This window comes from Microcoleus sp. AS-A8, from assembly GCA_039962225.1.
In the GTDB taxonomy this organism is placed as follows: domain Bacteria; phylum Cyanobacteriota; class Cyanobacteriia; order Cyanobacteriales; family Coleofasciculaceae; genus Allocoleopsis.
Window position 1 is genome coordinate 290,721 of sequence record JAMPKV010000003.1, and the last position, 25,011, is coordinate 315,731.

Here is a 25,011-nt window from a genome sequence, read left to right on the forward strand (position 1 = left end):
GGGTTTGGAGTCAGCGTTTTCGCGCTAAAGCGTCCACTACGAACGGGGCGATCGCATCAGCCTCTTTAAGGCTATTCTTATAACTTTTCAGCTTCTTCACCGATAGCTGAACGGTCAAGTCCCTGTTTAATCCAACTGATACATTCCTGCTCAGATTTGAAAATTTTGGGTGCAGCAACATTATTTAAATGCTCAGGCTTATAGTGGTCATAAAAATATTTTCCACCTGTTTCATAGACAATAATTAAATTGTTTTGATACGTATAACGACGTTTAAAGTAATCATCGCTACTGACAACCTCTGAATTCTTATCGAGATGTTCTTTGGCAACTGTAATACTCCCCTCCCAACTACTCGAATAAATACCCACCGGATTCTCTGATTTATGCAATTTACTTTTATGTCCTAATTCAGATAGTAATTTATAAGAATAAATAGATTGACTATCAGCTATTCCCAAAACGAAAGGAATAATTAAATAACCTTTATAAGAAACTGATTTTTCGTAGAGTAACCGACTCATTTTTAAAATTCTGTCGTGAGGGTTGCAGCTAGGGATACTGATTCAAAATGATGTTTTTTGAAAATTAATCAGCTTGAGCTGGATTCGTCTTCAAGTAGAGGGATGATTTATAGAGGACTTGTTCTTGATGAGTTTCTAAAGTGCAATCAGACAGAGGGTAAGCGACGCAGGTGACGGTGTACCCATCGGCTAATTCCGATGGTTGCAGAAACTTTTGTTCGCTTTGATCCACCACACCACTGACTAGTTTGGCGATACATGAGGAACAGGTTCCTTCGCGGCACCCCGCAGGTAAACGAATACCCGCTTCCTCTGCCATATCCAGAATATATTGATCATCGGGTACCGAGATGATGCGGTCAAGATTGATTGTTGGATTGACTAACCGGACTTGATAAACAGCCATCTGTTATTTCTCCATAACTGCTATTCTCTGTTAAGCCAATTTTGCCAGAAATCCTCAACTACTCTGTCCATGCTTGCGCTTACTGGAGATTACTCTGAATTGTTTAGATTTTCTCCCTTGACATTTTGAAAGTCTTAGGCAGTAGTGATAGGCTATGTAACGGAGACTACCAATTACCATCCCCAGGATAGATGACAAATCAAAAGCACATTGAATTACTCGCTCAAGGAGTAAATGTATGGAATGCTTGGATGGAAAAAAATCATCATTTAATTCCCGATCTCCGAGAAGCCAACCTGAGAGAAGCTCACCTCCGATATGTCAACCTGTGTAGAGCGGATTTATCGGAAGCAGATTTATTTAATGCCAAGCTCAGCGGAGCCGACCTCACTGGAGCTAACCTCAGTAGAGCGAACCTCTTTTTAGCCGATTTCTCAACAGCCGACCTCACTAGAGTGGCTCTCAGTGAAGCCAACCTGACTAGAGCTAACCTGTTTGTCACCAATCTCAGTGAGGCTGATTTGACGGGAGCTAACCTCAAAGAAGCTAATCTCAAAGAAGCCAATTTTAGCCATGCCAATCTCAATAGAGCCGACCTCAGTGGCGTCAATCTCCATAGAGCGAACCTCAGTAAAGCCGACCTGAGGAATATCAACCTGAGTGATGCTAACCTGAGTGGTGCCAACCTAGGTAAAGCCAACCTGAGTGGTGCTAACCTGAGTGGTGCTAACCTGAGTGGTGCTAACCTCTGCGGTGTTAACTTCAAGAGCGCTAACCTCTGTGGTGCTAACTTCAAGAGAGCCAATCTCAGTGGTGCAAGTTTGAGCCATACTCATGCGTTGGGTAGTAACTATGAACAGGCAAGACTTACGGGTGCTGAGCTAGAAGATTGGCGTACTAACAGTGACACAAACTTTGATGGTGTGATTTGTGACTATGTTTATTTGAAGGCACACCATCAAGCTCGTCTCCCGATGACTGGAAAATTTGTCCCAGGAGAGTTCATCAGTTTATTTTCAAGACAAATGAACTATCACTCTGTAAGTTAAAGATAAAATAGCTTACAAACGTGACGATGATGACGCATGAGTTAAAATCGGTTCCGAGAGCGCCGTCGCTATCGCTTTGAGACATCGATCATCCGTCAACATCCAGGAATGCAGGCGAACAGGTACCGTCACCTCTTTCCCCACGGGCATCTGCGAACTATTCGACGGGACAATGATTAAATCGTAAGGCGTCCAGATCACGGTAAAGTTCAGGCGTCCCAAAATATTTACAGCATCTCGATTCAAATCCTGTAAAAACGCACTATCTGGACGCATCTGAGTACAGCCAGGACGCCAAGACAGATAACCGGCCAAAGTGCCGTTGTTGGGAGCCGATATACTCACGAAGCGCTTGACTCGCTCAATGCCTCCCAATCGTTGTATATAGTATCGCGACACCAGACCCCCCATGCTGAAGCCAACAATATCGATGGGTTGTGTGGGGCCAAACCTCTGATCCACATAATCAGCCACTTGCTTAGCCAATAGGTCAAGGCAGCCGTCGCCGTTGTTGGGTATCATGTTGAAGTGATGTACTGACCAACCCAGTCGGCTCAGATAAGGATCCATTTTGCTAAAGACGGCGATTGTGTCGGTAATGCCGTGAATCAGCAATACAGGGTTGCGTTCGGGTTTTGTACGCCTCGCGTAATCGCTTGCACCATTCATCATTGCTCAAATAACTCATTTAATCCAAGCTTAGTCATCTGTTGACCTATGACTGGGCTAATGTGGTACAGCTACCTCAGTGGCCTAGGTTTGGCATCAAAGTATGAGATGATTGTAAATATAGATAAACAATGTGAGCCGCTTTCGGCAGCGAAATGTAAACCTGTATACTAGTTACAATCAAATTGTAAAGTTTTACAAAGAAGACCCCACGAGCCTTGCACTGTGTCGCCGTAAAAATTCATAATTCAATCTGGCAGCAACTTTTGGGAAGCTTCATTTTAGAAGTAGCCACCGGGGATTGGCAGTCGTAATATATAGTCTTGTATCAAAGATGGCGGAATATTCTTCCATATTTGGCAACTCACATAAATTCATCTAAAAGCGCAGGAGTATCGGTAAATGTTTGATTTTATCAAAAACTTGTTCGGCGGAATCGCTGCATTTTTTAGCGGGCTTTTCAGTGGTAAAAAATCCAAGGACGGTGAGTCAGCTCCTAAGGCTCCTAAGGCGAAAAAATCGAAAGGGTATTTCTTGGAGCTAGACGACAGTGGCAGCGCTTCATCAGCTCCTGAAGCCAAGAAGCCGGAACCTATGAAAGCGAAGGCGGCGGCTCCCGCCAAACAGGCAGAATCGTCTTCTAAATCCGCTGTCGCAACACTCGAACGCCCCAAAACTTCGACCGTTAATGAAGTCCCTTCTGGGAACGAGACCGTAAAGATCCAAGCGCAGCCTAACCCCCCAGCCCCTGCCACAAATGGCAAAGTTTCACCTCAAGCTGCATCGACGTTTGCTCCTAACTACTTAATGCCCACGCCTACCAATAGTCGGCGTCGTCCAGGTGCGAACATGGAGATGTTCCGGGATATGGCACGTCAGGTTAAAACACCGAATCGCTAGTACCTCTGGTGTTTCATTTTTCCTGAGAAGAATTCTTCAGGAAAACCAATCCACTATACAACTGAAATGCTGGGTCCCAAGGCGTCTCTTGTCGACGAAACAAGTCGATATGAGAAGGCAGGTTACCCAGCATTTCTCTAAAATCGATCGCGGTTTCGGCAAAGGTTTTGAAATCTGACCCGACTGGAACTTGAGGCAAGTTTTGGTTAAGGAAATCGACTAAGTGATTCCAGTTGTTTTTGGTAGTTCCTTGTTCGAGCGAAGGCGCTTTTGACTTCCGGCGTTGATCGGCAAGGGGCTTTGGAGAAAGAGCGAGTCCCTGCTGGAACTGATAGTTACGAGCGCCTAAACGCAGAATACTCCCTCGTTCCGGTAAATGCAGGTCGCAAAACTGGACGTAATCCAGGGTTTGAGTTTTGCGCTTAAAATTGCCACGCGCATCCCGATCCACCACTTGGTCAAACAGCGGCAATAGTCCTTCCACTCTTTGAGTGACTTCTGACCAGTCGAAAGTCAGAGAACCCAACTGTCCCTGCTCGTTTTTGCAAACCACAGTGGGTTGAGAAGATTGGCTCTCTGGGGAAAAATAATGAACGTTAAACACGTTAATTTTTTTGATGTCAGCGATCGCGGCACAAAAGCAAGGAATTGACGCCTCACGTAGAGATGAAACATAAAAGTTGAGTTCTCCCATCGGCCCCGTGCGATACAATCGCCAGCCGCGCATCGGTAACTGTAACCTGGCGCTGTAGGCATCGAGTTGCATGATGTGGGCAAACTTTTGCACCGCTTCCGCTTTCGTTTCAGCCTGGAGCGGTTCCAGTACCAAAACCCCCACTTGCCCACTGTTCGGGTCAGCCGTCGCCTCAGCCAGAGCTTGTCGCCGTCGCTCTTTCTCCATAGCTTCTAAGCGCCCCAGCCCCTGACGTGCTTGAGATATGATTTTAGGATTAGTCGTGCCCCGTAATAACTGCCGATAGACATTTTCAGCCGATTCCTGCTTGCCCGTCGCTTCATACAGTCGTCCGATATAAAGCTGAACCCAAAGGTTCTTCGGCTCCTGTTTGACCCACTGCTTGAGTAATCGGGCAGCAGTTCGATAATCTTTACGCTCAAAGGCATCAGCCACTTGGTCAATCATGACGGCTCAGGAGTGGGTAGTCACCGCTTGCTAGTTTTCCTGTTGGGCTAGCGAGTCGAATCTCGCCTCAAGTTTCCGAGGACAGAGGGAGTCTATACATTCCCTCCCATTGTAGAAGAGGGCTACGGTGATTTTTCAGTCAAAAAACCATTAAGATTTTTTTACAATTTATAAAATTATTTGTAAATTACTCTAATCAAGTTAGCTTTTCTTTTCTCCATCGTCTCACTTCAAACGTCTTAAAACGATGTGAATTAAAAGTTTTCTAAAGTTTATGTATCACAGCTATTTGGGTGCTCATACCCAGTTGCAGTCAAAGATAGCAGGCTTTTTCCCCCGTTCCCCCATCATTGTAGAATCTCCGGCCCCATCCTCGTATGAGGGGAATAAGGGTTATCGAAACGGATTGGGTATCAGGCGTCCTCTTGGCTCGGAACGTTAGACAGGCCAAACTAGGGTTGAATCCCTTGCTTTTTGGTGAATTCTACTATAATTAAAACCATAGACTCACTCTTAACGGCGCAAACAACACTTGCCCGCGAGGACTCTGCCTGCACCCGAACCATCTTCCTGTAACTATGAATATTGAAGACCAGGAACTGATACTCGGCCCTGAAGATTACAGTCTGTTGACTGACCTTTACCAGCTCACGATGGCAGCTTGCTATACGGGCGAAGGTCTTTTTGCTCGACCCGCCTCCTTTGAGCTATTTGTGCGGCAGTTACCCAAGGGATTTGGCTATCTGATTGCCATGGGGCTAGCACAGGCGCTGGCATACCTGGAAAAGTTTCGTTTCACTAAAAACCAGTTGGAGGCTTTACAAGCCACAGGCATTTTTGCGGAAGCTCCGGAACAATTCTGGTCAATCCTGGCGGAGGGGCGGTTTACAGGCGATATCTGGGCGGTACCAGAGGGAACAGCCATTTTTGCGTCGGAGCCATTGTTGCGGGTGGATGCCCCCCTGTGGCAGGCGCAGATTGTGGAAACATATCTGTTGAATACGATTAACTATCAGACTTTAGTGGCGACACGAGCCGCACGGATGCGAGATGTGGCAGGGCCTGAGGCGAAGTTACTGGAGTTTGGGACGAGGCGGGCGTTTAGCCCTCAAGGTTCTATATGGGCAGCGCGGGCGGCAATGGCGGCGGGGTTGGATGCAACCTCAAATGTGCTGGCGGCGCTGAAGTTAGGGCGCAAGCCAAGCGGGACAATGGCTCATGCCTTGGTGATGGCGATCGCAGCCATAGAAGGCAGTGAGCAGGATGCTTTTAGTGCGTTCTATCGCTACTTTCCCAATGCGGCCTTGTTAATCGATACCTACGATACGATCACCGCGGCAGAGAATTTGGCACAACGGGAAAAAGCTGGCGAAATCCAAGTGGCGGGTGTGCGCTTGGATTCTGGGGATTTAGTGACTTTGTCCCAAAAAGTGCGATCGCTTCTTCCTAATGCGACAATCTTTGCCAGTGGTGATTTGGATGAGTATGAAATTGCCAGACTCAAACAAGAAGGAGCTTGCATCGATGGCTATGGACTGGGAACGCGACTGGTTACCGGAACGCCCGTGAATGGAATCTATAAGCTGGTCGAAATTGATGGCATTGCCACGATGAAGGAAACAATTAACAAAGCCACTTATCCGGGACGCAAGCAAATCTATCGCCAAATTGTCAATGGGAAGCTCATCCAAGACCGATTAGCACTCTTCTGGGAAGCCCCTCAGCCCAATGAGCAGCCTTTGTTGCAATTGGTGATGAAACAAGGTCAACGGGTACAGCCACCGGAACCTTTAACAGAAATTTCCCAGCGCACAGCGGCCTCTGTGGCAACACTTTCTACCTCAATCCGCCAACTTAATGACCCAACTCCCCTCGCCGTACAAATCTCTGATCATCTTTTGCAGCTAACTCAAGCGACTCAGCACAGACAGATTAGCCAGTTAACACGTTAGCAAGTTAGCACCTTATCTTTCCCACTCCAACTTTCAACCTTCAACCTTTTTATGGTTAACATTGCTTTGTTTGGCACCAGTGCCGATCCACCCACTGCCGCTCATCAAGCCATTATTAACTGGCTATCTGATCACTACGACTATGTAGCCGTTTGGGCATCGGATAATCCCTTTAAGTCTCATCAGACACCGTTACAACATCGATCGCAGATGCTGCGGTTACTGATTGAGGGGATTGAACCGCCTCGACGCAATGTGACGCTACACCAAGCCTTAAGCAGTCCCAGAACGGTGGAAACGCTGGAAAAAGCCAGAGAACACTGGGGAGTTCAAGTCGGCTTTACCCTCGTGATTGGTGCTGACTTAATTAGCCAGATGCCGCGTTGGTATCAAATTGATCAATTGTTAAAACAAGTGGAATTGCTTGTAGTACCACGTCCGGGTTATGAAATAGACGAGGTGGGTTTAGAGGAGTTGAGGCAACTTGGAGCCAAAGTGGCGATCGCAGACCTGAAAGCACCCGCCGTTTCCTCCACAGCGTATCGTGAGAATGGAGATACACAAGCTGTGACACCTCCCGTTGAGGACTATATTCATCGAGAACAATTGTACACATGCCAGGACGCGGCACCCAGAAGCTAAATAAAAAAGCACTAGCTGACTTTAAAGTTGGAGTTGATAATGTAATTTTTTCTGTTGATACTCAGCAAAATCGCCTACTTGTGCTGTTGGTGATGCGCCAAGATGAGCCATTCTTAGGGCAGTGGAGTTTGCCAGGGACATTAGTCCGCAAAGGAGAATCGTTAGAAAATGCCGCTCATCGAATTCTGGCAGAGAAAATACGGGTAAATAATTTGTACTTGGAGCAACTCTACACCTTTGGAGGGCCAAGTCGTGACCCGCGAGAATCACCTTCTAGCTTTGGTGTTCGATACCTATCCGTCAGTTACTTTGCACTAGTCCGGTTTGAAGAAGCCGAATTAATTGCGGATGGCGTCAGCGGAATTGCTTGGTATCCCATTAAGCAGGTGCCGAAACTTGCCTTTGACCATAATGAAATTCTGGAGTATGGTTATCGCCGTTTACGCAATAAGTTGGAGTATAGTCCGGTGGCTTTTGATGTGTTGCCGGAAGTGTTTACTTTAAGCGACCTTTATCAGCTTTATACAACGATTTTGGGGGAGAACTTTGCAGATTATTCTAATTTTCGCGCTCGTCTTTTAAAGCTGGGTTTTTTGTCGGATACGGGTCTTAAGGTATCGCGGGGAGCTGGGCGTCCAGCGAGTTTGTATCGTTTTGATGCAGAAGCGTTTGCACCGTTGAAGGATAAACCATTGGTGTTTATTTAAGTGAATGTCAGGAGACTTTGAGACTGTTTCTAAAGTAATGTAACTGGCTACATCGACTCCTTTTGGATAGATCGAAGGAGAGGAGTTCTCTTCAAGTGGAACAAACTACTCTAAAATGAGGTCATTTTAAAATCTCAGTAATATCTTCCCTCAGAGAGTAGACAGGGTTACGTCGAATGCCACTACGTTTATTGAGCAAGCTGTCGCTGTTTCTAGTTATCCTCACCTTTCCTTACTTTCTGCCTTCTTCTCCCAAAGCTATTCGGTGTACGTTTTTGGCTTGGAATGCCCAAGCGAGTGATTTTGGACGGGATGGTCGAAATGGCTCTGATGGGCAAACTGGACGACGGGGACGAGATGGGCAAAGTCAAACTATTTTTGCTAACGGTTCTCCGGTGAATTTAGATTTGTCCGGGGAAGATGGCTCCGATGGAGATGATGGCAGAGAGGGAGACGATGCCGACTGTGGTAGGCAGCCGCGAGATGTGGACCGTAACCTGCGTGCGGCTGATGGAGGTAAGGGTGGCAATGGGGGTAATGGTGGGGATGGGGGTAATGGCGGTTCGTTGACAGTTTATTACACCAATCCCGCCGACTTAAAACAAATCTTTGTGCGGGCTACAGGGGGTAGAGGAGCGCGAGGAGGTCGAAGGGCTGAGGGGGGTAGGGGTTGCAATTGTCGCGATCGCAACTGGGAAATCCAAAGCTGTAAGGGGACTCCAGGGAGTCCTGACTATAGTTGCAAAACTCGTAAGTTCTCTTGCGAGGATGGCAATGATGGCAGCGATGGTAGCGATGGTAGGGATGGGAGTGATGGAGCTTTGGGTAGCGTCACGTTGATTCAGCGTAGTGAGGCGCTGCCGCCAGACAACCCAACAGCAACGGTGGAAATGGCTCAACTCAAAGACCAGATTTTTGCACTGTCTAAAAATATATTCCAAACTCGCAATGGTGCAGCGTCTGTTTTAGCACCGGGTTCGGTGATGGCGGATCAATACCTGGAGTTTGTAGAACGTGCGGAAAGTTCATTTCAGGTGGTATGGAATGCCACGCGACCGATTTCTGATTTTGCCGGGGAACAGGTAAAGGTGAGTCTGGAAGATGACAAACAGGTCAAGGTTTCTTTCCCGGAAGAGGTTTGGGTGGATGGTACAACCTCCCAACAAGGTGGAACGACTCAGTTTGTTGCCACTAATGTCATCCTCAAAAAAGAAGCCACTCAGCTCAAACGAGCCGATTTTTCCGGGAGTGGGACTGACCTCAATTTTGCTGTGATCGACGCCGCCGGAAAGTCCGAGCTGATTGCAACTCAGTTTCGGATCAAGTATAAAGTATCAGAATCGGGCGATCGCTTTCGTGAGCGCTTTGATTATCGCACCCGCTATGAAGGCGATATTCCAGCCGAATTGGTTACTCGTAGCAATAATCGCTTCGTTCTCAATCTAGGCAAATTGCCGATCGCCCCGCAGTATCTCAAATCGGGATTACCCGTGGAAATTGAGTTAGTGGCAACCCGCTCTTTTGCCGGACGTTCTGCGGAGCAAAAAATTGAATGGCGGGGAGAAATTCGGCGCTGAGACGTTGCCGGATGAGGATGCGATCGCTTGTAAAGATAAGGGGGAAGGTTCTCCGATTGGAGTTGTTAAATCTTGATTGAGTAGAGCGAACCAGACAGTCCGCGCAGTGTCGAAGCCTATACTACAGAGCAGCTCTCACCAATAACGGTTGATTGCTATACTAGCTGGGCTGAGATGCTCATTTTTAGACGAGGTTAAGGAGTTTATACTAATGCCACCTCATGAGCAAACCGCTGCGGACGGTAATACAGAAAGTCACAATGTTGTAACGGCTCAGCCCTTGAGGGATTTCCCCGTCCTAAAATTCCCCTTATTATGGAAACCTAAAACTAGTACTTGGCGCATTCACCAAAAAATTGGTTACGGCTATTTTTTAGCTATTGGAATTGGTTTTTTTGGCTCACTGAGCGGGATGCTCGTCGCGGACTATTTCCAGGGACAAGGCGTAGAGCAACTTGCTGATGCTCATGTGCAATCCAAGCTTTTGGGTGATTTCAAGGATACTGCCATAACAGCGCAATTGCAGTCTTCACGTATGGCTTGTCTCCTTCAAGATTCAAGACGGCTGCAAATCGAAAAAGTACAATTTCATCACAGTGTTGCTAGGGCAAAGAATCTACGGGAACAAATTAAACGATATATAGAGAGTAACCCCGCTTGGTTAGCCACAGACCCCAGGACTTTACAGGCTTTATTACAGGCTTACACAACGAGCTTAGACTCCTATGCTCAAGCCACGGAGTCCCGCTTGCAGCAACTTGATCCATCGTTATTGACACCAGAGAAGATTGAATCAGTACACCAGCAGTTGGAGCAGATTTTGGTTGGGGAGGAAGCGAAGAGCCTCGAGCGCCACTATGCTCAATTGAGCCATATTCTGGAGATTGCTCATCATCAGGAGCGACAAGGGGAAGTCGCCCTAGAGGATGCACAAGGAGTGGAAAAACTGATTATTGTGCTGAGTATGCTGACATCCGTGGCGATCGCGGTGATTGTAGGACTCCGTACTAGTCGTGCGATCGCCCAACCGGTTGTCACCGTTACTCAAGTGGCTCAGCAGGTAGCAAAAGACTCTAACTTTAAGTTGCGCGTTCCGGTCATGACCAAAGATGAAATTGGGTCATTAGCAACCTCTCTGAATTATCTCATTGAGCGAGTATCTGAGCGCACCCAAGAACTGCAACAGGCTAAAGAAGTCGCTGAAGCGGCAAACCTTTCCAAGAGCCAGTTTCTAGCCAACATGAGCCACGAGCTTCGCACGCCGTTAAATGCGATCATTGGCTTGAGCCAACTTCTCCAACAAGACGCCCAGGACTTAGGTTTATATGAACAAGATTTTATCAATGACCTGCAATCAATAAATTCTGCGGGTCAGCATTTGCTGGAACTGATCAGCCACATCCTCGACTTGTCCAAGATTGAAGCGGGGAAAATGGCACTCTACCCGGAGACGTTTGATCTTAAAGAGCTAATTGATGATGTTGCCATCACAGTCAAGCCGTTGATGGCAAAGAATGAAAATCTATTAGAAGTTCATTCTCAGGAGTCGCTGGGTACCCTGCACGCCGATCAGACAAAAGTACGACAAGTTTTATTCAACCTACTTTCCAACGCCGCTAAGTTTACGACACAAGGTCGGGTGACGCTCACGGTTACCCGTGAGCAAGTCGGCAGCAGTGAATGGGTTTATTTTCGCGTCTGTGACACAGGCATTGGCATATCTGAGGAGCAGCAGGAACGCTTATTCCAAGCGTTTACTCAAGGAGATGCCTCGACCACACGTAAGTATGGGGGTAGTGGACTGGGGTTGGCCATTAGCCGTCACTTTTGCCAGATGATGGGCGGTGAGATTGGTGTAGCAAGTCAGGTGGGGCAAGGGTCTACGTTTACCGTCCGCTTACCCGTCGGCTTTGTGAATTAGCGATCGCTAATGATGCTGGTTCTCATCCAGGATTGTCCCATCGAGAATGGCCTGCTCCAAGTTGGCACCGCTCAGGTTCGCCTCGTTTAGGTTCGCCTCGCTTAAGTTCGCGTGGGTCAAGTCTGCCTCAACCAGCTCAGCTCCACTTAGATTGGTTTCATCCAGGTTGGCTCCCCGCAGGTTAGCCTCACTCAGGTTAGCCTCACTCAGGTTCGCTTGGCTCAGATTAGCCACAACTAAATCGGCTTGGCTGAGATTGGCTCCATCCAAAACAGTTCCATCTAGAACGGCTCCATCTAGGATGGCTCCACTCAAATTAGCTCCACTTAAATCTGCATTCGTTAAATTGGCTCCATTGAGATCCGCATGAGTGAGGCTGGCTCGACTCAGAGTTGCCTTATCTAGGTCTGCCGCTTCCAGAAGTGCTCCGTCTAGCATGGCTTCGCTTAGGTCAGCTTCAATCAGGTTGGCTTCACTTAAGGAGGCTCCATGCAAGTGTATGCCTCGCATCTTCGCTTGATTCAAGTTGGATTGACTCAGGTCGGTTCGACTCAGGTCGGAAGCCGTTAAGTTAACGCCACTTAAGTTCGCTGAACGCAAATTGATTCCCTGTAAGATTTTCCCACTTAAATCCACCCCACTTAAGTTCACTTCCTGAAAATCCCGCTCTCCAGCAGCATACCGCGTCAACAATTCATCAGCATTCATCCGCATGACCTCTCTCTAGCTCACTTGGGTTGGGAGCTTGCACTAAACTACTCTCTATCTTGGTCGGCAAACCTTTGAACCGTCAGAACCAAGCGAGGTATCTGTAGCCAGGAATGAACCGTTGGCTTTTTCTGTCTTTGGGTAGAGATAGAGAACTCAATTAGGTGTATTTCAATTTTAAATCGCTCAATTTATTAAATTCTCGGTTTTTCTTTCCAGAGCAAATCTTTAACTATCTATGTATCGATGATTTAGATTTAATCTATGAATTTTTGTTTCACAACGAGAACAAACACTTTCTTTCCTTGGCTCAACTATTCATCTTTTTTTATGTATTTGGCTTTTTCTTTAGCAGACTAAGTGCTGAAAAACCATATGTTTTTCTCTTTGAAACATAAACTCAAACACATACATAGATAAAAATCAATAGTTATTATTACTCTTTACCTATATAAGCCGACTGTAGGGCCACCATTATCGAATTATTTAATTGAATCCTTCTTTTTTGGCTCCTCAACTAGTATACTCAGTACTAAAGCTTAAAGAAAACTTAATTTTCTCCATTCGTAAGTCCTAGTCAGAACAGGGCTGGCTCAGTCTTGCTTTCACTGGCTTGAGAATTTCTCCATCCAAAAAAGGTAATGCCGATGGCTCAATGGTTATTGGAAACGGCTTGGTTAATACCTTGCTATGCGTTGATTGGTTCAATTTTAGCGATACCTTGGTCTCCTGGGATTATTCGTCGCACAGGCTCAAGGCCCGCGGGTTACATCAATGCATTAATGACCCTCGTCGCGTTCTTACACGCTTTAATGGCTTTACCAGCGACTTGGAATCAACCCGCACGAGAAGTACTCATTCCTTGGCTTCAAGTTGTCGATCTCGATTTGACCATTCCATTGGAATTATCTTCGATTACCATTGGCGCAATCCTTGTGATCACAGGCATAAACCTGCTGTCACAAATCTACGCGATTGGTTACATGGAGATGGATTGGGGTTGGGCACGCTTCTATTCACTCCTGGCATTATTTGAAGCTGGGATGTGTGCGCTTGCCTTGTGCAACTCCTTGTTTTTCAGCTACATTATTCTGGAAATCCTCACCCTGGGAACTTACCTCTTAGTTGGATTTTGGTTCAATCAGTCTTTGGTGGTTACGGGTGCTAGAGATGCGTTCTTAACCAAACGGGTGGGCGATTTGTTTCTCTTGATGGGGGTGATTGCTATCTATCCCCTGGCAGGAACCTGGAAGTTTACAGAACTCGCCGAATGGGCAAGTACGGCGCACATCGATCCAACAGTTGCAGCGTTGCTAGGTTTAGCCTTAATCGCGGGACCGATGGGCAAATGCGCTCAATTTCCGCTCCATCTGTGGCTCGATTTAGCAATGGAAGGCCCGGTTCCCAGCACGATTTTACGAAACGCTGTGGTTGTTTGTACGGGTGCTTGGGTGCTAATAAAAGTACAACCCGTGATCGCGCTTTCTCCCTTGGCTACCTCAGTCACATTGTTGATTGGTGCTGTGACAGCATTGGGCGGTACGATGGTTGCGATCGCGCAAATTGACATCAAACGCACACTGTCCTATCTGGTAAGCGCTTACATGGGTTTGGTGTTTATCGCCGTCGCCACCGGTCAAACCCAAACTGCCCTAACGTTAATGTTGACCTACGCCGTATCAATGGCACTGCTGGTCATGAGCGTTGGTGCTATTGTCTGGAACACCATCACCCAAGACGTGACTCAGTTAGGGGGTCTGTGGGGTAAAAGACCTGCTTCGGCTTTCGCCTATATCGTCGGCGCGGCTGGCTTGGTCGCAATACCTCCCCTCGGTGGTTTCTGGGCTTTATTGCAATTAGGCGACCATCTTTCTAACACTTACCCCTGGTTGTTTGGACTATTGCTACTGGTCAATGGTCTAGCGACCTTTAGCGTAACCCGCGTGTTCGGCTTAGTGTTTGGTGGCAAACCCACGCAAATGAGCGAGCGAGCGCCCGAAGTCCACTGGCCGATGATTTTACCTATGATGCTCTTAATGGGCTTCACCCTCCATGTCCCGCTCATCCTCCTGCAATGGCAACTTATCCCAGACTGGTCAACTCTCAATACAACCGTTGCTGGCTTGCTAGTTTTGTCTAGTGCAGTGGGTTGCACTGTTGGGTCATTCATTTATCTCAACAACGGCTTTGCCAAACCCGTGCGCTTTGGCAGCAAATCCCTGCAAGACTTCTTTGCTTACGATTTTTACACCGAAAAGCTTTACCGCATAACCATTGTGTTTGTAGTTCATCAAGTCTCTAGAGCTATTTCTTGGGCTGACCGCTATATCGTTGACGGCGCGGTCAATTTAGTAGGGATATTAACCGTTTTCAGCGGACAGAGTTTAAAGTACAACGTTTCCGGTCAGACCCAGTTTTATGCCCTAACGATTCTATTGGGAATAGTGTTGTTTGGAATTGTCGTAAGCTGGCCCTTGTTGGCTCGTCTTTCGCTGATAGTTAATGCTTTTTGAAACTTATCAGTAGTAAGTTAGCGCATTAACTGTAAGCTGTATTAACAAGGTACCAACAAGCGCGAAACATATTGCTTACAGCACGTAAGAGTGCAGTATACCTTAAGTCGTTTCTTGTGCGGTTTTAAACCACACATATTAAGTCACTTGTCCGTATTCTCTAAAATGTTGAAAGGAAGAACAGATTCAATGAACACCAACAATCAGAGTGCCAATCTATCCCGACGCAATTTGCTCAAGTTTAGTGCAGGGGCAATCGGCACAGGAGTATTGACAGCAGGATTAGGCTCTAAGCTAACTTTTCCCGACAAAGCTGTTGCACAAGCGAAAGAGGACCTGACTCCTGACCAGGCACTGCAAGAATTAATGAAGGGAAATCAACGTTTTGTTAATGGAAAACTTGAAAACCCCCGCCGAAATAGGGCACGTCTGGCAGAAGTTGCAAAAACTCAAAAGCCGTTTGCAGCTATTCTCGGCTGTGCGGATTCACGGGTTCCTTCTGAGATTATCTTTGACCAGGGATTTGGAGATTTGTTTATATGCCGTATTGCTGGTAATGTCGCGACGCCTGAAGAGATTGGAAGCCTGGAATTTGGCACTTTAGTATTAGGGGCAAAAGTGATTATGGTCATGGGCCATGCAAGATGCGGTGCCGTAGATGCCACGATCAAAGGTGCTCAAGTTCCCGGTCAAATTGCCAGTTTGCTGGATGCGATTAAACCGGCTTTAAAAAACTCAGGAAATCAAACCGGTAATGAGCTTGAGAAGGCAACCAAAGCCAATGTTTTATTTCAAATTGAACGATTAAAAGCCTCTCCTGTCATTTCTCAGTTAATCCAAGAAAAAAAACTGACCCTTGTCGGGGGTTATTACGATTTAGATACTGGGAGAGTCATTATGGTTAGTTAGGCATTGGTCATTGGTCATTGGTCATTGGTGAGTGGTAACTACCAACAACTAACAGCTAACAACTAACAACGATCTATGCTGAGTACCTTGATTTTGCTACCCATAGTGGGAGCTGCAATAGTTGGTTTTTTTCCCGGAAAGGCAGCAGGTACGCGGATACGTACTGTTACACTAGCGATCGCCGCCGCTATCTTAGTCGTCACTCTCTGGCTTGGTTCTCAGTTTGATATAGCCAATACAGGAATGCAGTTTCAAGAGTCTTTGCCCTGGATTCCCCAAATTGGCTTAACCTATAAACTGGGCGTTGATGGGTTATCCTTTCCCTTACTAGCTCTCAGCAATTTTCTGACATTAATCGTCATCTTTAGTGGTCGGCTTGAGATCGAGCGTCCTCGCCTCAAATACGCTCTAATTCTGCTCGTTAATGCCGGTGTTGCCGGAGCATTTATCGCCCAAAATTTACTGCTGTTCGTCTTGTTCTACGAAGTAATCTTAATTCCCCTTTACCTGTTAATTGCAATTTGGGGAGGTGAGAAACGCGAATATGCAGCGATGAAGTTTCTCATCTATACAGCAGTATCCGGGATTCTGATTCTGGGTGCATTTTTGGGGATAACGTGGCTTTCCCACTCCACCAGCTTTGACTACGATGCCATTAACACGCAAGGATTATCCTTAACTGTTCAGCTGATTCTCTTAACTGCGATTTTGGTGGGGTTTGGTATCAAAATTCCTCTGGTTCCCTTACATACCTGGATGCCAGATGCTTATGTTGAAGCGTCTCCCGTGGTAGCCATTATTTTAGGTGGCATGGTTGCCAAGTTGGGAACCTATGGTTTGGTAAGGTTTGGCTTGCAGCTATTTCCCGAAACTTGGGCACTGACTGCTCCGGGACTATCGATTATCGGCGTAATCAGTGTAATGTATGGGGCACTGAGTGCGATCGCCCAAAAAGACATCAAGCGCATGGTCGCTTATAGCTCCATCGGTCACATGGGCTACATCGTTGTCGCCGTCGCCGCACTGACTCCCTTGAGCCTCTTGGGTGCTGTTGCCCAGATGGTGAGTCACGGTTTAATTTTGGCAATGCTGTTTTATTTGGTAGGGATTATCGAAGCCAAAGTGGGCACCCGCGACTTGGATGTCCTCAATGGCTTGATGAATCCCATGCGTGGTTTGCCTTTAGTCAGTGCCCTCCTAATTTTAAGTGGAATGGCTAGCGCTGGAATTCCCGGTTTGGTCGGCTTTGTCGCTGAATTTATGGTGTTCCAAGGCAGTTACGCTGTATTCCCTTGGCAAACGCTCCTGTGTATCTTTGCCTCTGGCTTAACCGCCGTCTACTTCGTGATTCTCCTCAACCGCACTTGTTTCGGCAAACTCGACAACAAGACGGCGTATTATCCCAAAGTTCTATTGGCTGAAAAAGCCCCTGCTCTGGTTTTAGCTGCTCTCATCTTCTTCTTGGGAATACAACCGACTTGGTTAGTGCGTTGGATGGAGCCGACTACTACGGCAATTACTGCTGCGGCTGCAACTGAAACTAATCAGAAAATCGCTATCAACTATCAACTACCAGTCGAAAAATGATAACGAGTAGGATGGGCATTGCCCATCCTATCCATCGGATAGTTGTTAACTAAAAAACATTCTTACAAGCGAGAACGAGAAAAATAAAACCATGATAGCAACCTCAGATCAACCGACGAAAAGTCAACCGAATAAACCTAAATTGCCCCCTTCTAGACATGAATTTGCTGATGTCATTCACCGCCTAGAAGCTGGTGGTGCAATGATACCGGATACGCCGGAAAATCTAATGCAAATTGTCGGCATTTGGAAGGCGTATGCCGTGCCGATGGATTTCTACTGGCGCGACTTACTTTATATTGGCGAGCGTGTCTTTTTAAATCCCCTTCCTTTCTTTAAATACTTCCTGCCCAAAGAGTATTTAGAACTGCATAATCATTACGCTGGTGACGATGCTGATTTGCGAATTTGGCGCGGAGAAGCGACTGCCCATCCCGAACTCTTGGAGTTTATCGAGAAGGGGGAAACTGGCAAAATGCCCAAGTTGCTCCATCACTTGTGGCATGACCGGATTAACATGGAGTTTGCTGAAGCCTGTATGCGGGCGATGCTTTGGCACCGTCACATGTATGCGCCCGTTAACCAGTTTGATGCTTACCTCGACTCTGAAGAGTATAAAGCCAACGCTGATAGAGCAATTAAGGCTTACTTTAAGGGCAATCCTTTAATGCTGGGACTCCATAAGATGTTCCCAGAGATGTTTTTGGAGCAGTGCCGTCAGGCGTCTTATTACAGCAATTTGGGACTCTTTTGGGAAGTAATGGCTCCAGTATTCTTTGAAATTTCTGATCTCTACGATGAAGGGAAAATAACAACGGTTCCGGAGGCGATGAATTTTATTGTAAATGGGATATTTGCGATCGCCGGTCGTCCCATTTACCACCATGTTTACATTAATGGCGAATGCTACGAAGTCATCCCGAAATCCAAGGGTTTTACATGGCTATATGAAGCCGCACTCCCTTATGTTGAAGCAGTTTTTTATCGCACTGCACCGTTTAGGGGGACAAAATCCTATAATGCCCAAGCTGGGGAAGTTCCCAGCGATCAAAAAGACTTCCACTATGGGGTTCTTTATGCTGATAAATTCCCTGTTGGTACGGCAGGCGTCCCACCGACACTGCTGATGCAGGATATGTACCACTTCCTGCCTCCCTATCTCAAGGAATTCTACAAAGATCGTTGTCGGAACGATGATGATATCCTCAACCAAATTGCGGTAACGTTCCAGCGATCGATGTACTGTGTCACCTCTGGGGTGTTTCAGGCGTTGCGAACGGCGTTACTGTATCCGTTAGATGACCCAAATCCGAAGCATTTGCAAGCAAATCGGGCGTTTTTTGAGGCGCAATTGGATCGGTTCTGTCGTCCTGAATATGGGATGCGTAATGCGGCACGTTTGGGGGCTATTCAGACGGCGGATTATAGGTAGGGAATTTAGATCCCCCCAACCCCCTTTTTAAGGGGGCTTTTTTTTTGGATATGCGATCGCTTTTAAAAAAAACAGAGTAGGGTAGGGTGGGAAATGCCCACCTTTCTTACTTGTTTTTCACAGGCGTTAACCTAGTGAGTGGGAACTAATATTCATCCAAAAACGGACTTTTTCACCCCAAAAGCTGCCAGTCCTACTACCGCACCAGTACCTACAAACGCAGCGAAACCGACAGGATATGCTCCTCCTGCTATAGCTAAACCTGCTACTCCAGTTTGGTGGTATACGGTGCCACCAGCAACCGCACCAACTGTTGCAAAGATTGCAGCTTCTTTAAGGTTTTTGATGGCTTCCTTTGTCGCACCATGATCTGCTAGTCCAGCTACTGCACCAGCGCCTGTAAATGCAGCCAAACCGATAGGATATGCCCCCCCGCAATAGCTAAACCTGCTCCTCCGATTTGGTGATATACAACTCCACCAACAACCGCACCAACTGCTGCAAAAGTTGCAGCTTCCTTAGCGTTTTCGATAGCTTCTAACAAGTTCTTTCCTCGAAAAAAAAATTATCAGCATCAAACCTTCATGGAGTCTCTCTTAGAGAAGGTGCTAACGCGATAAAGGTGAGATGAACTGGAGTAAAGACTTTGCGATCGCATACCAATCGGTGTGCTAAGGAGATTAGCGGATTGTTTATTTCTGACGATTTGAAGCGAAAGCTTAGAGAAGAACTTTGCTGTTAAACAAGAGAATTTTTTTCTAGGCTGGGGTGTGTCTACCGTCATTAACTTGATAGATTATATAGAGCGATCGCACTTTCTCTGTTCGCAGGATTAGCCAGTGTGATTACCTACGGTAGCGCTAAAAGCGATCGCTAAAATTTCTCTACAACCCCGATCTGTGTTAGTGCCAAATAGCAGTTCAGCAACTTGGGCTAACTTCTCTTACGAACAAGGTTCACCTATCCCATCAGAATTACTGTGTCAATAACGTGGATGACACCGTTATCCGCTTCGATATCTGCGGCTAGAACAGTGGCATTTTTTACCTCAAAACCATCAGAGGTATCAATCCTGATCGGTGAACCCTCAACGGAGGTAACTGAATCCACTTTTTCCAAATCGGCTTTTGTTAACTTGCCTGATACGACGTGATACTTCAAAATTCGAGTTAGCTGAGGAATGTTCTGTACGAGGGTTTGTATCGTTCCCGGCGGGAGTTTAGCAAAAGCCTCGTCATTCGGTGCAAAGACAGTAAAAGGGCCAGGACTTTTTAGCGTCTCCACTAATCCAGCCGCTTTGACAGCCGTTACTAGAGTCTCGAAAGAACCCGCGCTAACCGCAATATCAACAATATCAGGCATTTACGTATGTTCAGCTAAAATTTGCAAAAAAATCTAATTTATTATTTTACTTGTCAAGGCACCCCAAAAGCTATCTTTTTTGTTGATCGCTAGTAATAAATCAGGCTTATGTGTCAATTCCAGAAAATGCTTTAATTACTATTTGATATAATTCATCTCCCTCAAATATTGGAAGTTGTTTAATCAGAGTCATTGTCACCTTTGCCTTCATAGTTATCTTCTCAAGTTATACACTGAAACACTTGCTGTGTTTGTTGTCAAATCGTTCTGTACCCTAAAGTGTCACAAAAATTAGTTTATGGGAATGGGGAACCCGAAGCGTTTTTGAGGTAGTCTATCTGTCTATCTGGAGCAGAGGACGCTCTGCGCCTTGGCCTGAAAGCCAAGCTGGCATACGCTATTGCTGCTATTGCTAGCATAGAAACAGGCAAGGACAAATCTACAGAGAACGCATACAGCAAGGATTTGTTTAAGACAAAAAATTTTGGAGAGACTTGATGCAAAAATCATTGTTCGTTGGCTGTCTCGTTCTTCTTATAGCTGGATGCGCGCAAAAGCCTCCCTCTACACCCACCAGTGCTGAAAGTCCGTCCAAGAGTGTACAGCTTTCCCAGGAGTCCCAGAAAACCCCTGCCGCTGCACAAAGCAACGTCGAACTCATTAATGCCGGTACTGAGCCTAAGCAGCAACTGCGTTTCACACCTGGGGCGAACACAAAGCAAACGCTACAGATGACCATGGATATGGACATGGCTATGTCTGTAGGAGGACAGACTCAGCCAGCGTTTGATAGTCCACCCATTAAGATGACGATGGAGTCGGAAGTCAAAAAGGTTGATGCTAACGGGGATATTCACACGGATTTTTCCTATTCGGATGCAGATGTTGTTGCGGCTAAGAATACCCAGCCACAATTAGTGAACGCGATGCGCGCCCAAGTTAAAAAGCTTGTCGGCTTACGCGGCTCTATGATTGTCGATAACCAGGGAAACACGAAACAGGCAAACTTTAATACGCCTGAGACACTCGACCCCAACACGAAAAAAATGGTTGAGCAAATGGTGACGTCCCTCAAGCAACTTTCCTCACCAGTTCCCTCAGAAGCGGTTGGAGTAGGTGCCAAATGGAAGATTCCTAACTCGGTTACGGCAAACGGAATGACGATGAATCAGAGTTCCACCTATGAGTTAGTGGATATTAAGGATAATGTCGCCTCCTTGCAAGTGAGCATGGAACAGCAGGCAGGGACACAAAAAATCAACCCACAGGGTCTACCTCCCGGTGCCTCTATCGACCTCAAATCCATGAATTCCCAAGGTAATGGCAAGCTCAAGTTGGCGTTGAATCAAGTTATGCCGATTAGCTCTACGATGTCCATGCGTTCTAAGTCTCAGATGAGTGTGAAGGAACCGAACACTGAAAAAGCCACAACAATGGATATGAATGTATCTGTTGAGATGGCTCTCGAATCTAAGTGATCAGGGTGTAAATTCAGCCTGATTGAATCCTGCGATCACTCATTACCATTTTTGAGGTTGGATTTTGAATCCTTTGCTCCTAGAGAGTTGCCATACTTCAAATCACGTAATCTTCAAGCCAAATGGTATCACTAGCAGGACTTACGCCTTTTCTGGCTTAATACACCATCTTCGTCGGGGCAAGGGATACCTTGCCCCGATATGTAGCGGATAGCGTAGCTAGTTGCGTTAGTCCTAACTAGATTACCTATAAACGCTTCAAAATATGACAACTTAAGATTAAACAGTGGGACACACCAATACACAAACACATCTGGGGTGCCACCATGACTTGTGCCTAACTTATCCTCCATTCGTCTATGACTTTGGGTGGCTTGCCTCAATAGGGTGGAAACGAATAGCATTTTGAAGTTGGTGCGTCACCCTGCCATATACAATGCCAAACACGCAAGGAAGACCATTTAACTTGCCAGCACTGTGTCCAAGACTTCCTCGAAACAGGCTGACCTTTACAGCAAATTGAGGGGATAAAGTGTTGATGATGGATCTTCGACAAATCAAGCAATTCAAATCCGGCGTTGGATACGTCGCCTTATCAGGAGTGTTAGCTGTAGTTACCACCGGAGGTTGGCTGATCTATAGTCAAACCTTTAATCAAGCGGCTCAACCGCTCGCGGTGCGTTTGCTCACGGTGAAGCAAGGCAATGTGGAACTCGTGATTAATGAAAGCGGTACTGTGGAACTGGGAGGTCAACAACAGCTAAAAGCTCCTGGAGAAGTCACGGTAGATCGAGTACTGGTCAACATTGGCGATCGCGTTCGCTTTGGTCAAAAACTGCTCGTCCTCCGCAATCCACAGCGACAAACGAACCTGGAAAACCAGCAGTTAGAAATTCGCAAACAACAACTCAAACTCACCCGCAGCCGCCAGAAGGTGGAAGAGGCTAAAGAAAAGCTGGCAGCAGCACAAAAGGAACTCCAAGAGCCAGTCAACCAACAATTTCTGATTCGTAAACAAGAACTCATCCTGGAACGCAACCGCCAGAAGGTGGAAGAAGCCAAAGAAAAGTTAGGCACGGCTCAACAGAAACTTAAGCAACTCGAAGTTCTGGCTCAAAAAGGATTCATTCCGGGTAATGAACTGCAAGAACAAAAAGAACAAATCCGCAATGCTGAGTTTGCCGTGCGCGATGCTCAAACCGTCGTCAACGCAGATATTCTCGAACTTCAGCGCCTTCAAGCCGAGAAACAACGCCCCTCTCAACTCCAAGACAAGGTGAACGAGGCGCAAGCTGAATTGCAAGAGGTTCGCTCCGCTGTCAACACCGATAAGAGCGAACTCCAACGCCTTCAGGTGGAGCGAGAGAGTATTGAGCAGCAACTGCAAAATAATATTGTCACGGCTCCCATTGCGGGTAAGGTTTTGGATGTCCAAGTCAAGGATGGAGATGGAGTAAAACCCGGTGATGTTTTGTTGACTCTGGGCAACCCGGCACAAGAATTGGTGAACCTTCAGCTATCTACGCTGAACGCGACTAAAATCCGAGTCAAACAAAAAGCTCGGATTAAGGTGATTGGACCTGATGCTAAATCTTATCAGGGACAAGTCAAGAGCTTGTATCCTCAAGCGATCGCACAAGACGACAACCCAGACTCATCCCGACGCCAATCTGCCCAAGCCAAAGTCCCTGCGATCATTCAGCTTGACGAACCCACGGGTACTTTAATTCCAGGAAGCCAAGTCAGTGTTGAGATTATTCAAGAACAACGGCAGAACGTATTAACGTTAGACTCATCCGCCATTGAACGTTCTGAATCGAAACCGTTTGTCTGGATTCGAGACGATTATGGTAAGGCTCAAAAACGACCGATCACTTTAGGGCTAGAAGGAGCGACCCATGTAGAAGTTAGATCCGGCTTACGTCTTGACGAACAAGTCATACTCTCCCCACCAGAAACTCCCCTCAAACACGGAATACCTGTTGTTCCTCAAACGAGTTCTCTTACTCCTAATATCAGTCCTCTTCAGCCCTAAAATGTTTTCCCTTTGTACACACCGGTATGAGGATTTTGCACTTGTATATAACAATCCTAAATTATACGGTGAGATTGGCTGTTTTAAGAAACCACAGAGGCACAAAGGGCACAGAGGGCGCAAAGCAGAGAAAGGGGGGTTTCAATAAATGATAAAGATTATTTAGGACTGAAGATAGAACCTTGTCAATTAAAAAATCAAATCTTCCCAATTCCCCATGAGTCTCTCCTCCCTCGATCTCCTCGTCCTCACCTTTAATTCCCTGCGCGGCAATCCCTTGCGTTCTGCCCTAACCACTCTGGGAGTATTCATGGGTGTGGCGTCAGTCAGTGCGACACTTCAGGTTGGCACTATCAGTCGAGCAGTGATTGAGCATGACTTGTCACAGCGAGAAGCGCCTCATCTCACTGTTGGATTTTGGGGAATTAAAGGTAGGGAAGCAAAACTAGAAGATATGGAATTTTTCAGGCAACAACTCAAAGGTTTACAAGCCATCAGTGCGGTTAATTTCGTTTGGGAATTGGGAAGTCCAACGGTATTTCAGGGTCGAGAAGCGGAGCCAGATATTATGGCAGTTTCCCCAGACTATTTGCTGACTTCAGGTCGGCGAGTCTTGGGAGGTCGCTCTTTTACAATGGCTGATTTTGTCAACTATCGCTCGGTTGTTCTGATTGATGAATTTTTAGCCAAACAATTGTTTCAGGGTCAAGAGCCGATGGGTCAACTCATCTTCACGGGACAAAATCCATTTCTCGTGATTGGAGTGATAGAAACTAAACTCAATTCTAAGGAAGATGAACCTAAAGGTGGATTATTGATGCCCATGTCAACCTATAGTTCGATAACGGGTAAGCAACGAATTAATGCTCTGTGGATGCGACCCCAGAACCTCAAAGATATGAAAAAAATAGAAGCTCAGGCTAAGGCAATCTTTGAGCAACAGTTTCCTGAATCGGATTTTTATTCTTGGAATAATGTTGACGATATTCTTCAACAACGAGAAACCTTTGAACTCGCCTCACGAGGATTAACGGCTGTGGGCATCATCTCGCTGCTGATTGGTGGAGTGGGCATTGCTAATATTACGATCGCCGCCGTGATGGAGCGTACCCCAGAAATTGGATTAAGACGCGCGATTGGGGCAACCCGGAGAGATATTTTACTGCAATTCATTCTAGAAGCAGCACTGTTGAGCCTTGTAGGCGGCATTTGTGCGATCGCGACTGTACATGGATTAACGGTAGTGGTGGCGAATACGTTTAAATTACCCTACGCATTCAAGAGTAATATCGCCGTTTTATCCTTAAGTTCAGCCTTACTCGTGGGTGTGGGTGCTGGTTTTATCCCTGCTGTTCGCGCTAGCCAAATCGAGCCGGTGAAAGCGCTACGGAGTGAGTAAGCTTCATCAGATCTCGATGTTGGGATTCTGAAACGCAACACTACTCAATGCAGCATCGCTTTGATGTAGGCTTGCCAATCAGATTCATCTACCGAAATCA

At 46.5% G+C, this 25,011-nt stretch carries 22 protein-coding genes; 14 read left to right on the forward strand and 8 right to left on the reverse strand.

Annotated features, from left to right (window positions below):
• Nucleotides 1-77: 77 nt before the first annotated feature.
• Both NDI48_06790 and NDI48_06795 read right to left on the reverse strand, forming a co-directional pair.
• Nucleotides 78-524, reverse strand: coding sequence for a hypothetical protein (locus tag NDI48_06790; GenBank protein ID MEP0830916.1), 447 nt, complete (start codon nt 522-524; stop codon nt 78-80).
• A gap of 64 nt (nt 525-588) precedes the next feature.
• Nucleotides 589-930, reverse strand: a complete 342-nt coding sequence (locus NDI48_06795) for a 2Fe-2S iron-sulfur cluster-binding protein (protein ID MEP0830917.1) — start codon at nt 928-930, stop codon at nt 589-591.
• A gap of 191 nt (nt 931-1,121) precedes the next feature.
• Here NDI48_06795 and NDI48_06800 point away from each other — a divergent pair, with 191 nt between their 5' ends.
• The gene (locus tag NDI48_06800; GenBank protein MEP0830918.1) at nt 1,122-1,979 is read left to right on the forward strand and encodes a pentapeptide repeat-containing protein; all 858 of its coding nucleotides are present in this window, start codon (nt 1,122-1,124) and stop codon (nt 1,977-1,979) included.
• A 12-nt stretch (nt 1,980-1,991) separates the two neighbouring features.
• On the opposite strand, the gene NDI48_06805 is transcribed toward NDI48_06800, so the two are convergent.
• Nucleotides 1,992-2,648, reverse strand: coding sequence for a triacylglycerol lipase (locus NDI48_06805; GenBank protein MEP0830919.1), 657 nt, complete (start codon nt 2,646-2,648; stop codon nt 1,992-1,994).
• A gap of 402 nt (nt 2,649-3,050) precedes the next feature.
• On the opposite strand from NDI48_06805, the gene NDI48_06810 reads away from it, so the two are divergent.
• On the forward strand, nt 3,051-3,548 hold the full coding sequence (locus NDI48_06810) for a hypothetical protein (GenBank protein MEP0830920.1): 498 nt from the start codon (nt 3,051-3,053) through the stop codon (nt 3,546-3,548).
• 13 nt (nt 3,549-3,561) lie between these two features.
• Here NDI48_06810 and NDI48_06815 read toward each other — a convergent pair whose 3' ends face one another.
• Nucleotides 3,562-4,689, reverse strand: coding sequence for a tetratricopeptide repeat protein (locus tag NDI48_06815; GenBank protein MEP0830921.1), 1,128 nt, complete (start codon nt 4,687-4,689; stop codon nt 3,562-3,564).
• A 578-nt stretch (nt 4,690-5,267) separates the two neighbouring features.
• On the opposite strand from NDI48_06815, the gene NDI48_06820 reads away from it, so the two are divergent.
• The 5 genes from NDI48_06820 to NDI48_06840 all read left to right on the forward strand — a co-directional run bounded on the left by NDI48_06820 (nt 5,268) and on the right by NDI48_06840 (nt 11,488).
• A complete protein-coding gene (locus NDI48_06820) occupies nt 5,268-6,641 on the forward strand; it encodes a nicotinate phosphoribosyltransferase (protein MEP0830922.1) in 1,374 nt (457 codons plus the stop codon).
• 51 nt (nt 6,642-6,692) lie between these two features.
• Nucleotides 6,693-7,283: a nicotinate-nucleotide adenylyltransferase gene (locus NDI48_06825; protein MEP0830923.1), complete on the forward strand. Its 591-nt coding sequence runs from the start codon at nt 6,693-6,695 to the stop codon at nt 7,281-7,283.
• On the forward strand, nt 7,256-7,990 hold the full coding sequence (locus NDI48_06830; protein ID MEP0830924.1) for an NUDIX hydrolase: 735 nt from the start codon (nt 7,256-7,258) through the stop codon (nt 7,988-7,990). The genes NDI48_06825 and NDI48_06830 overlap by 28 nt, the downstream gene beginning before the upstream one ends.
• Before the next feature lie 176 nt (nt 7,991-8,166).
• Nucleotides 8,167-9,567 carry a collagen-like protein gene (locus NDI48_06835; protein MEP0830925.1) on the forward strand — a complete coding sequence of 467 codons (1,401 nt, stop codon included), beginning with the start codon at nt 8,167-8,169 and terminating at the stop codon, nt 9,565-9,567.
• 211 nt (nt 9,568-9,778) lie between these two features.
• On the forward strand, nt 9,779-11,488 hold the full coding sequence (locus NDI48_06840) for an ATP-binding protein (GenBank protein ID MEP0830926.1): 1,710 nt from the start codon (nt 9,779-9,781) through the stop codon (nt 11,486-11,488).
• A gap of 6 nt (nt 11,489-11,494) precedes the next feature.
• Here the strand turns inward: NDI48_06840 and NDI48_06845 are convergent, their stop codons facing one another.
• Nucleotides 11,495-12,196: a pentapeptide repeat-containing protein gene (locus NDI48_06845; GenBank protein MEP0830927.1), complete on the reverse strand. Its 702-nt coding sequence runs from the start codon at nt 12,194-12,196 to the stop codon at nt 11,495-11,497.
• 647 nt (nt 12,197-12,843) lie between these two features.
• On the opposite strand from NDI48_06845, the gene NDI48_06850 reads away from it, so the two are divergent.
• The 4 genes from NDI48_06850 to NDI48_06865 all read left to right on the forward strand — a co-directional run bounded on the left by NDI48_06850 (nt 12,844) and on the right by NDI48_06865 (nt 18,637).
• Nucleotides 12,844-14,709, forward strand: a complete 1,866-nt coding sequence (locus tag NDI48_06850; protein MEP0830928.1) for an NAD(P)H-quinone oxidoreductase subunit F — start codon at nt 12,844-12,846, stop codon at nt 14,707-14,709.
• Between the two features lie 189 nt (nt 14,710-14,898).
• A complete protein-coding gene (locus NDI48_06855) occupies nt 14,899-15,618 on the forward strand; it encodes a carbonic anhydrase (GenBank protein ID MEP0830929.1) in 720 nt (239 codons plus the stop codon).
• 75 nt (nt 15,619-15,693) lie between these two features.
• Complete coding sequence (locus tag NDI48_06860; protein MEP0830930.1) at nt 15,694-17,205, forward strand: NADH-quinone oxidoreductase subunit M; 1,512 nt, start codon at nt 15,694-15,696, stop codon at nt 17,203-17,205.
• Between the two features lie 91 nt (nt 17,206-17,296).
• Nucleotides 17,297-18,637 (forward strand): CO2 hydration protein, encoded by a 1,341-nt coding sequence (locus NDI48_06865; GenBank protein ID MEP0830931.1) that lies wholly within the window; start codon nt 17,297-17,299, stop codon nt 18,635-18,637.
• Between the two features lie 152 nt (nt 18,638-18,789).
• Here the strand turns inward: NDI48_06865 and NDI48_06870 are convergent, their stop codons facing one another.
• From NDI48_06870 to NDI48_06880, 3 genes are all read right to left on the reverse strand, one after another.
• Nucleotides 18,790-19,050, reverse strand: coding sequence for a hypothetical protein (locus NDI48_06870; GenBank protein ID MEP0830932.1), 261 nt, complete (start codon nt 19,048-19,050; stop codon nt 18,790-18,792).
• Entirely contained in the window at nt 19,020-19,181 is a 162-nt protein-coding gene (locus NDI48_06875) for a hypothetical protein (protein MEP0830933.1), read from the reverse strand. Before NDI48_06875 ends, NDI48_06870 begins: the two co-directional genes overlap by 31 nt.
• 416 nt (nt 19,182-19,597) lie before the next feature.
• Nucleotides 19,598-19,999 (reverse strand): fasciclin domain-containing protein, encoded by a 402-nt coding sequence (locus tag NDI48_06880; GenBank protein MEP0830934.1) that lies wholly within the window; start codon nt 19,997-19,999, stop codon nt 19,598-19,600.
• A 497-nt stretch (nt 20,000-20,496) separates the two neighbouring features.
• Between NDI48_06880 and NDI48_06885 the strand changes: the two genes are divergently transcribed.
• The 3 genes from NDI48_06885 to NDI48_06895 all read left to right on the forward strand — a co-directional run bounded on the left by NDI48_06885 (nt 20,497) and on the right by NDI48_06895 (nt 24,911).
• Complete coding sequence (locus NDI48_06885) at nt 20,497-21,477, forward strand: hypothetical protein (GenBank protein ID MEP0830935.1); 981 nt, start codon at nt 20,497-20,499, stop codon at nt 21,475-21,477.
• A gap of 538 nt (nt 21,478-22,015) precedes the next feature.
• Complete coding sequence (locus tag NDI48_06890; protein ID MEP0830936.1) at nt 22,016-23,512, forward strand: efflux RND transporter periplasmic adaptor subunit; 1,497 nt, start codon at nt 22,016-22,018, stop codon at nt 23,510-23,512.
• Nucleotides 23,513-23,729: 217 nt separating this feature from the next.
• Nucleotides 23,730-24,911, forward strand: coding sequence for an ABC transporter permease (locus NDI48_06895; GenBank protein MEP0830937.1), 1,182 nt, complete (start codon nt 23,730-23,732; stop codon nt 24,909-24,911).
• Nucleotides 24,912-25,011 lie beyond the last annotated feature (100 nt).

Bases quoted from the DNA above. Each gene is read 5' to 3' on its own strand.
- NDI48_06790 (MEP0830916.1), bottom strand. From the start codon at position 524: ATGAGTCGGTTACTCTACGAAAAATCAGTTTCTTATAAAGGTTATTTA.
- NDI48_06795 (MEP0830917.1), bottom strand. From the start codon at position 930: ATGGCTGTTTATCAAGTCCGGTTAGTCAATCCAACAATCAATCTTGAC.
- NDI48_06800 (MEP0830918.1), top strand. From the start codon at position 1,122: ATGACAAATCAAAAGCACATTGAATTACTCGCTCAAGGAGTAAATGTA.
- NDI48_06805 (MEP0830919.1), bottom strand. From the start codon at position 2,648: ATGAATGGTGCAAGCGATTACGCGAGGCGTACAAAACCCGAACGCAAC.
- NDI48_06810 (MEP0830920.1), top strand. From the start codon at position 3,051: ATGTTTGATTTTATCAAAAACTTGTTCGGCGGAATCGCTGCATTTTTT.
- NDI48_06815 (MEP0830921.1), bottom strand. From the start codon at position 4,689: ATGATTGACCAAGTGGCTGATGCCTTTGAGCGTAAAGATTATCGAACT.
- NDI48_06820 (MEP0830922.1), top strand. From the start codon at position 5,268: ATGAATATTGAAGACCAGGAACTGATACTCGGCCCTGAAGATTACAGT.
- NDI48_06825 (MEP0830923.1), top strand. From the start codon at position 6,693: ATGGTTAACATTGCTTTGTTTGGCACCAGTGCCGATCCACCCACTGCC.
- NDI48_06830 (MEP0830924.1), top strand. From the start codon at position 7,256: ATGCCAGGACGCGGCACCCAGAAGCTAAATAAAAAAGCACTAGCTGAC.
- NDI48_06835 (MEP0830925.1), top strand. From the start codon at position 8,167: ATGCCACTACGTTTATTGAGCAAGCTGTCGCTGTTTCTAGTTATCCTC.
- NDI48_06840 (MEP0830926.1), top strand. From the start codon at position 9,779: ATGCCACCTCATGAGCAAACCGCTGCGGACGGTAATACAGAAAGTCAC.
- NDI48_06845 (MEP0830927.1), bottom strand. From the start codon at position 12,196: ATGAATGCTGATGAATTGTTGACGCGGTATGCTGCTGGAGAGCGGGAT.
- NDI48_06850 (MEP0830928.1), top strand. From the start codon at position 12,844: ATGGCTCAATGGTTATTGGAAACGGCTTGGTTAATACCTTGCTATGCG.
- NDI48_06855 (MEP0830929.1), top strand. From the start codon at position 14,899: ATGAACACCAACAATCAGAGTGCCAATCTATCCCGACGCAATTTGCTC.
- NDI48_06860 (MEP0830930.1), top strand. From the start codon at position 15,694: ATGCTGAGTACCTTGATTTTGCTACCCATAGTGGGAGCTGCAATAGTT.
- NDI48_06865 (MEP0830931.1), top strand. From the start codon at position 17,297: ATGATAGCAACCTCAGATCAACCGACGAAAAGTCAACCGAATAAACCT.
- NDI48_06880 (MEP0830934.1), bottom strand. From the start codon at position 19,999: ATGCCTGATATTGTTGATATTGCGGTTAGCGCGGGTTCTTTCGAGACT.
- NDI48_06885 (MEP0830935.1), top strand. From the start codon at position 20,497: ATGCAAAAATCATTGTTCGTTGGCTGTCTCGTTCTTCTTATAGCTGGA.
- NDI48_06890 (MEP0830936.1), top strand. From the start codon at position 22,016: ATGATGGATCTTCGACAAATCAAGCAATTCAAATCCGGCGTTGGATAC.
- NDI48_06895 (MEP0830937.1), top strand. From the start codon at position 23,730: ATGAGTCTCTCCTCCCTCGATCTCCTCGTCCTCACCTTTAATTCCCTG.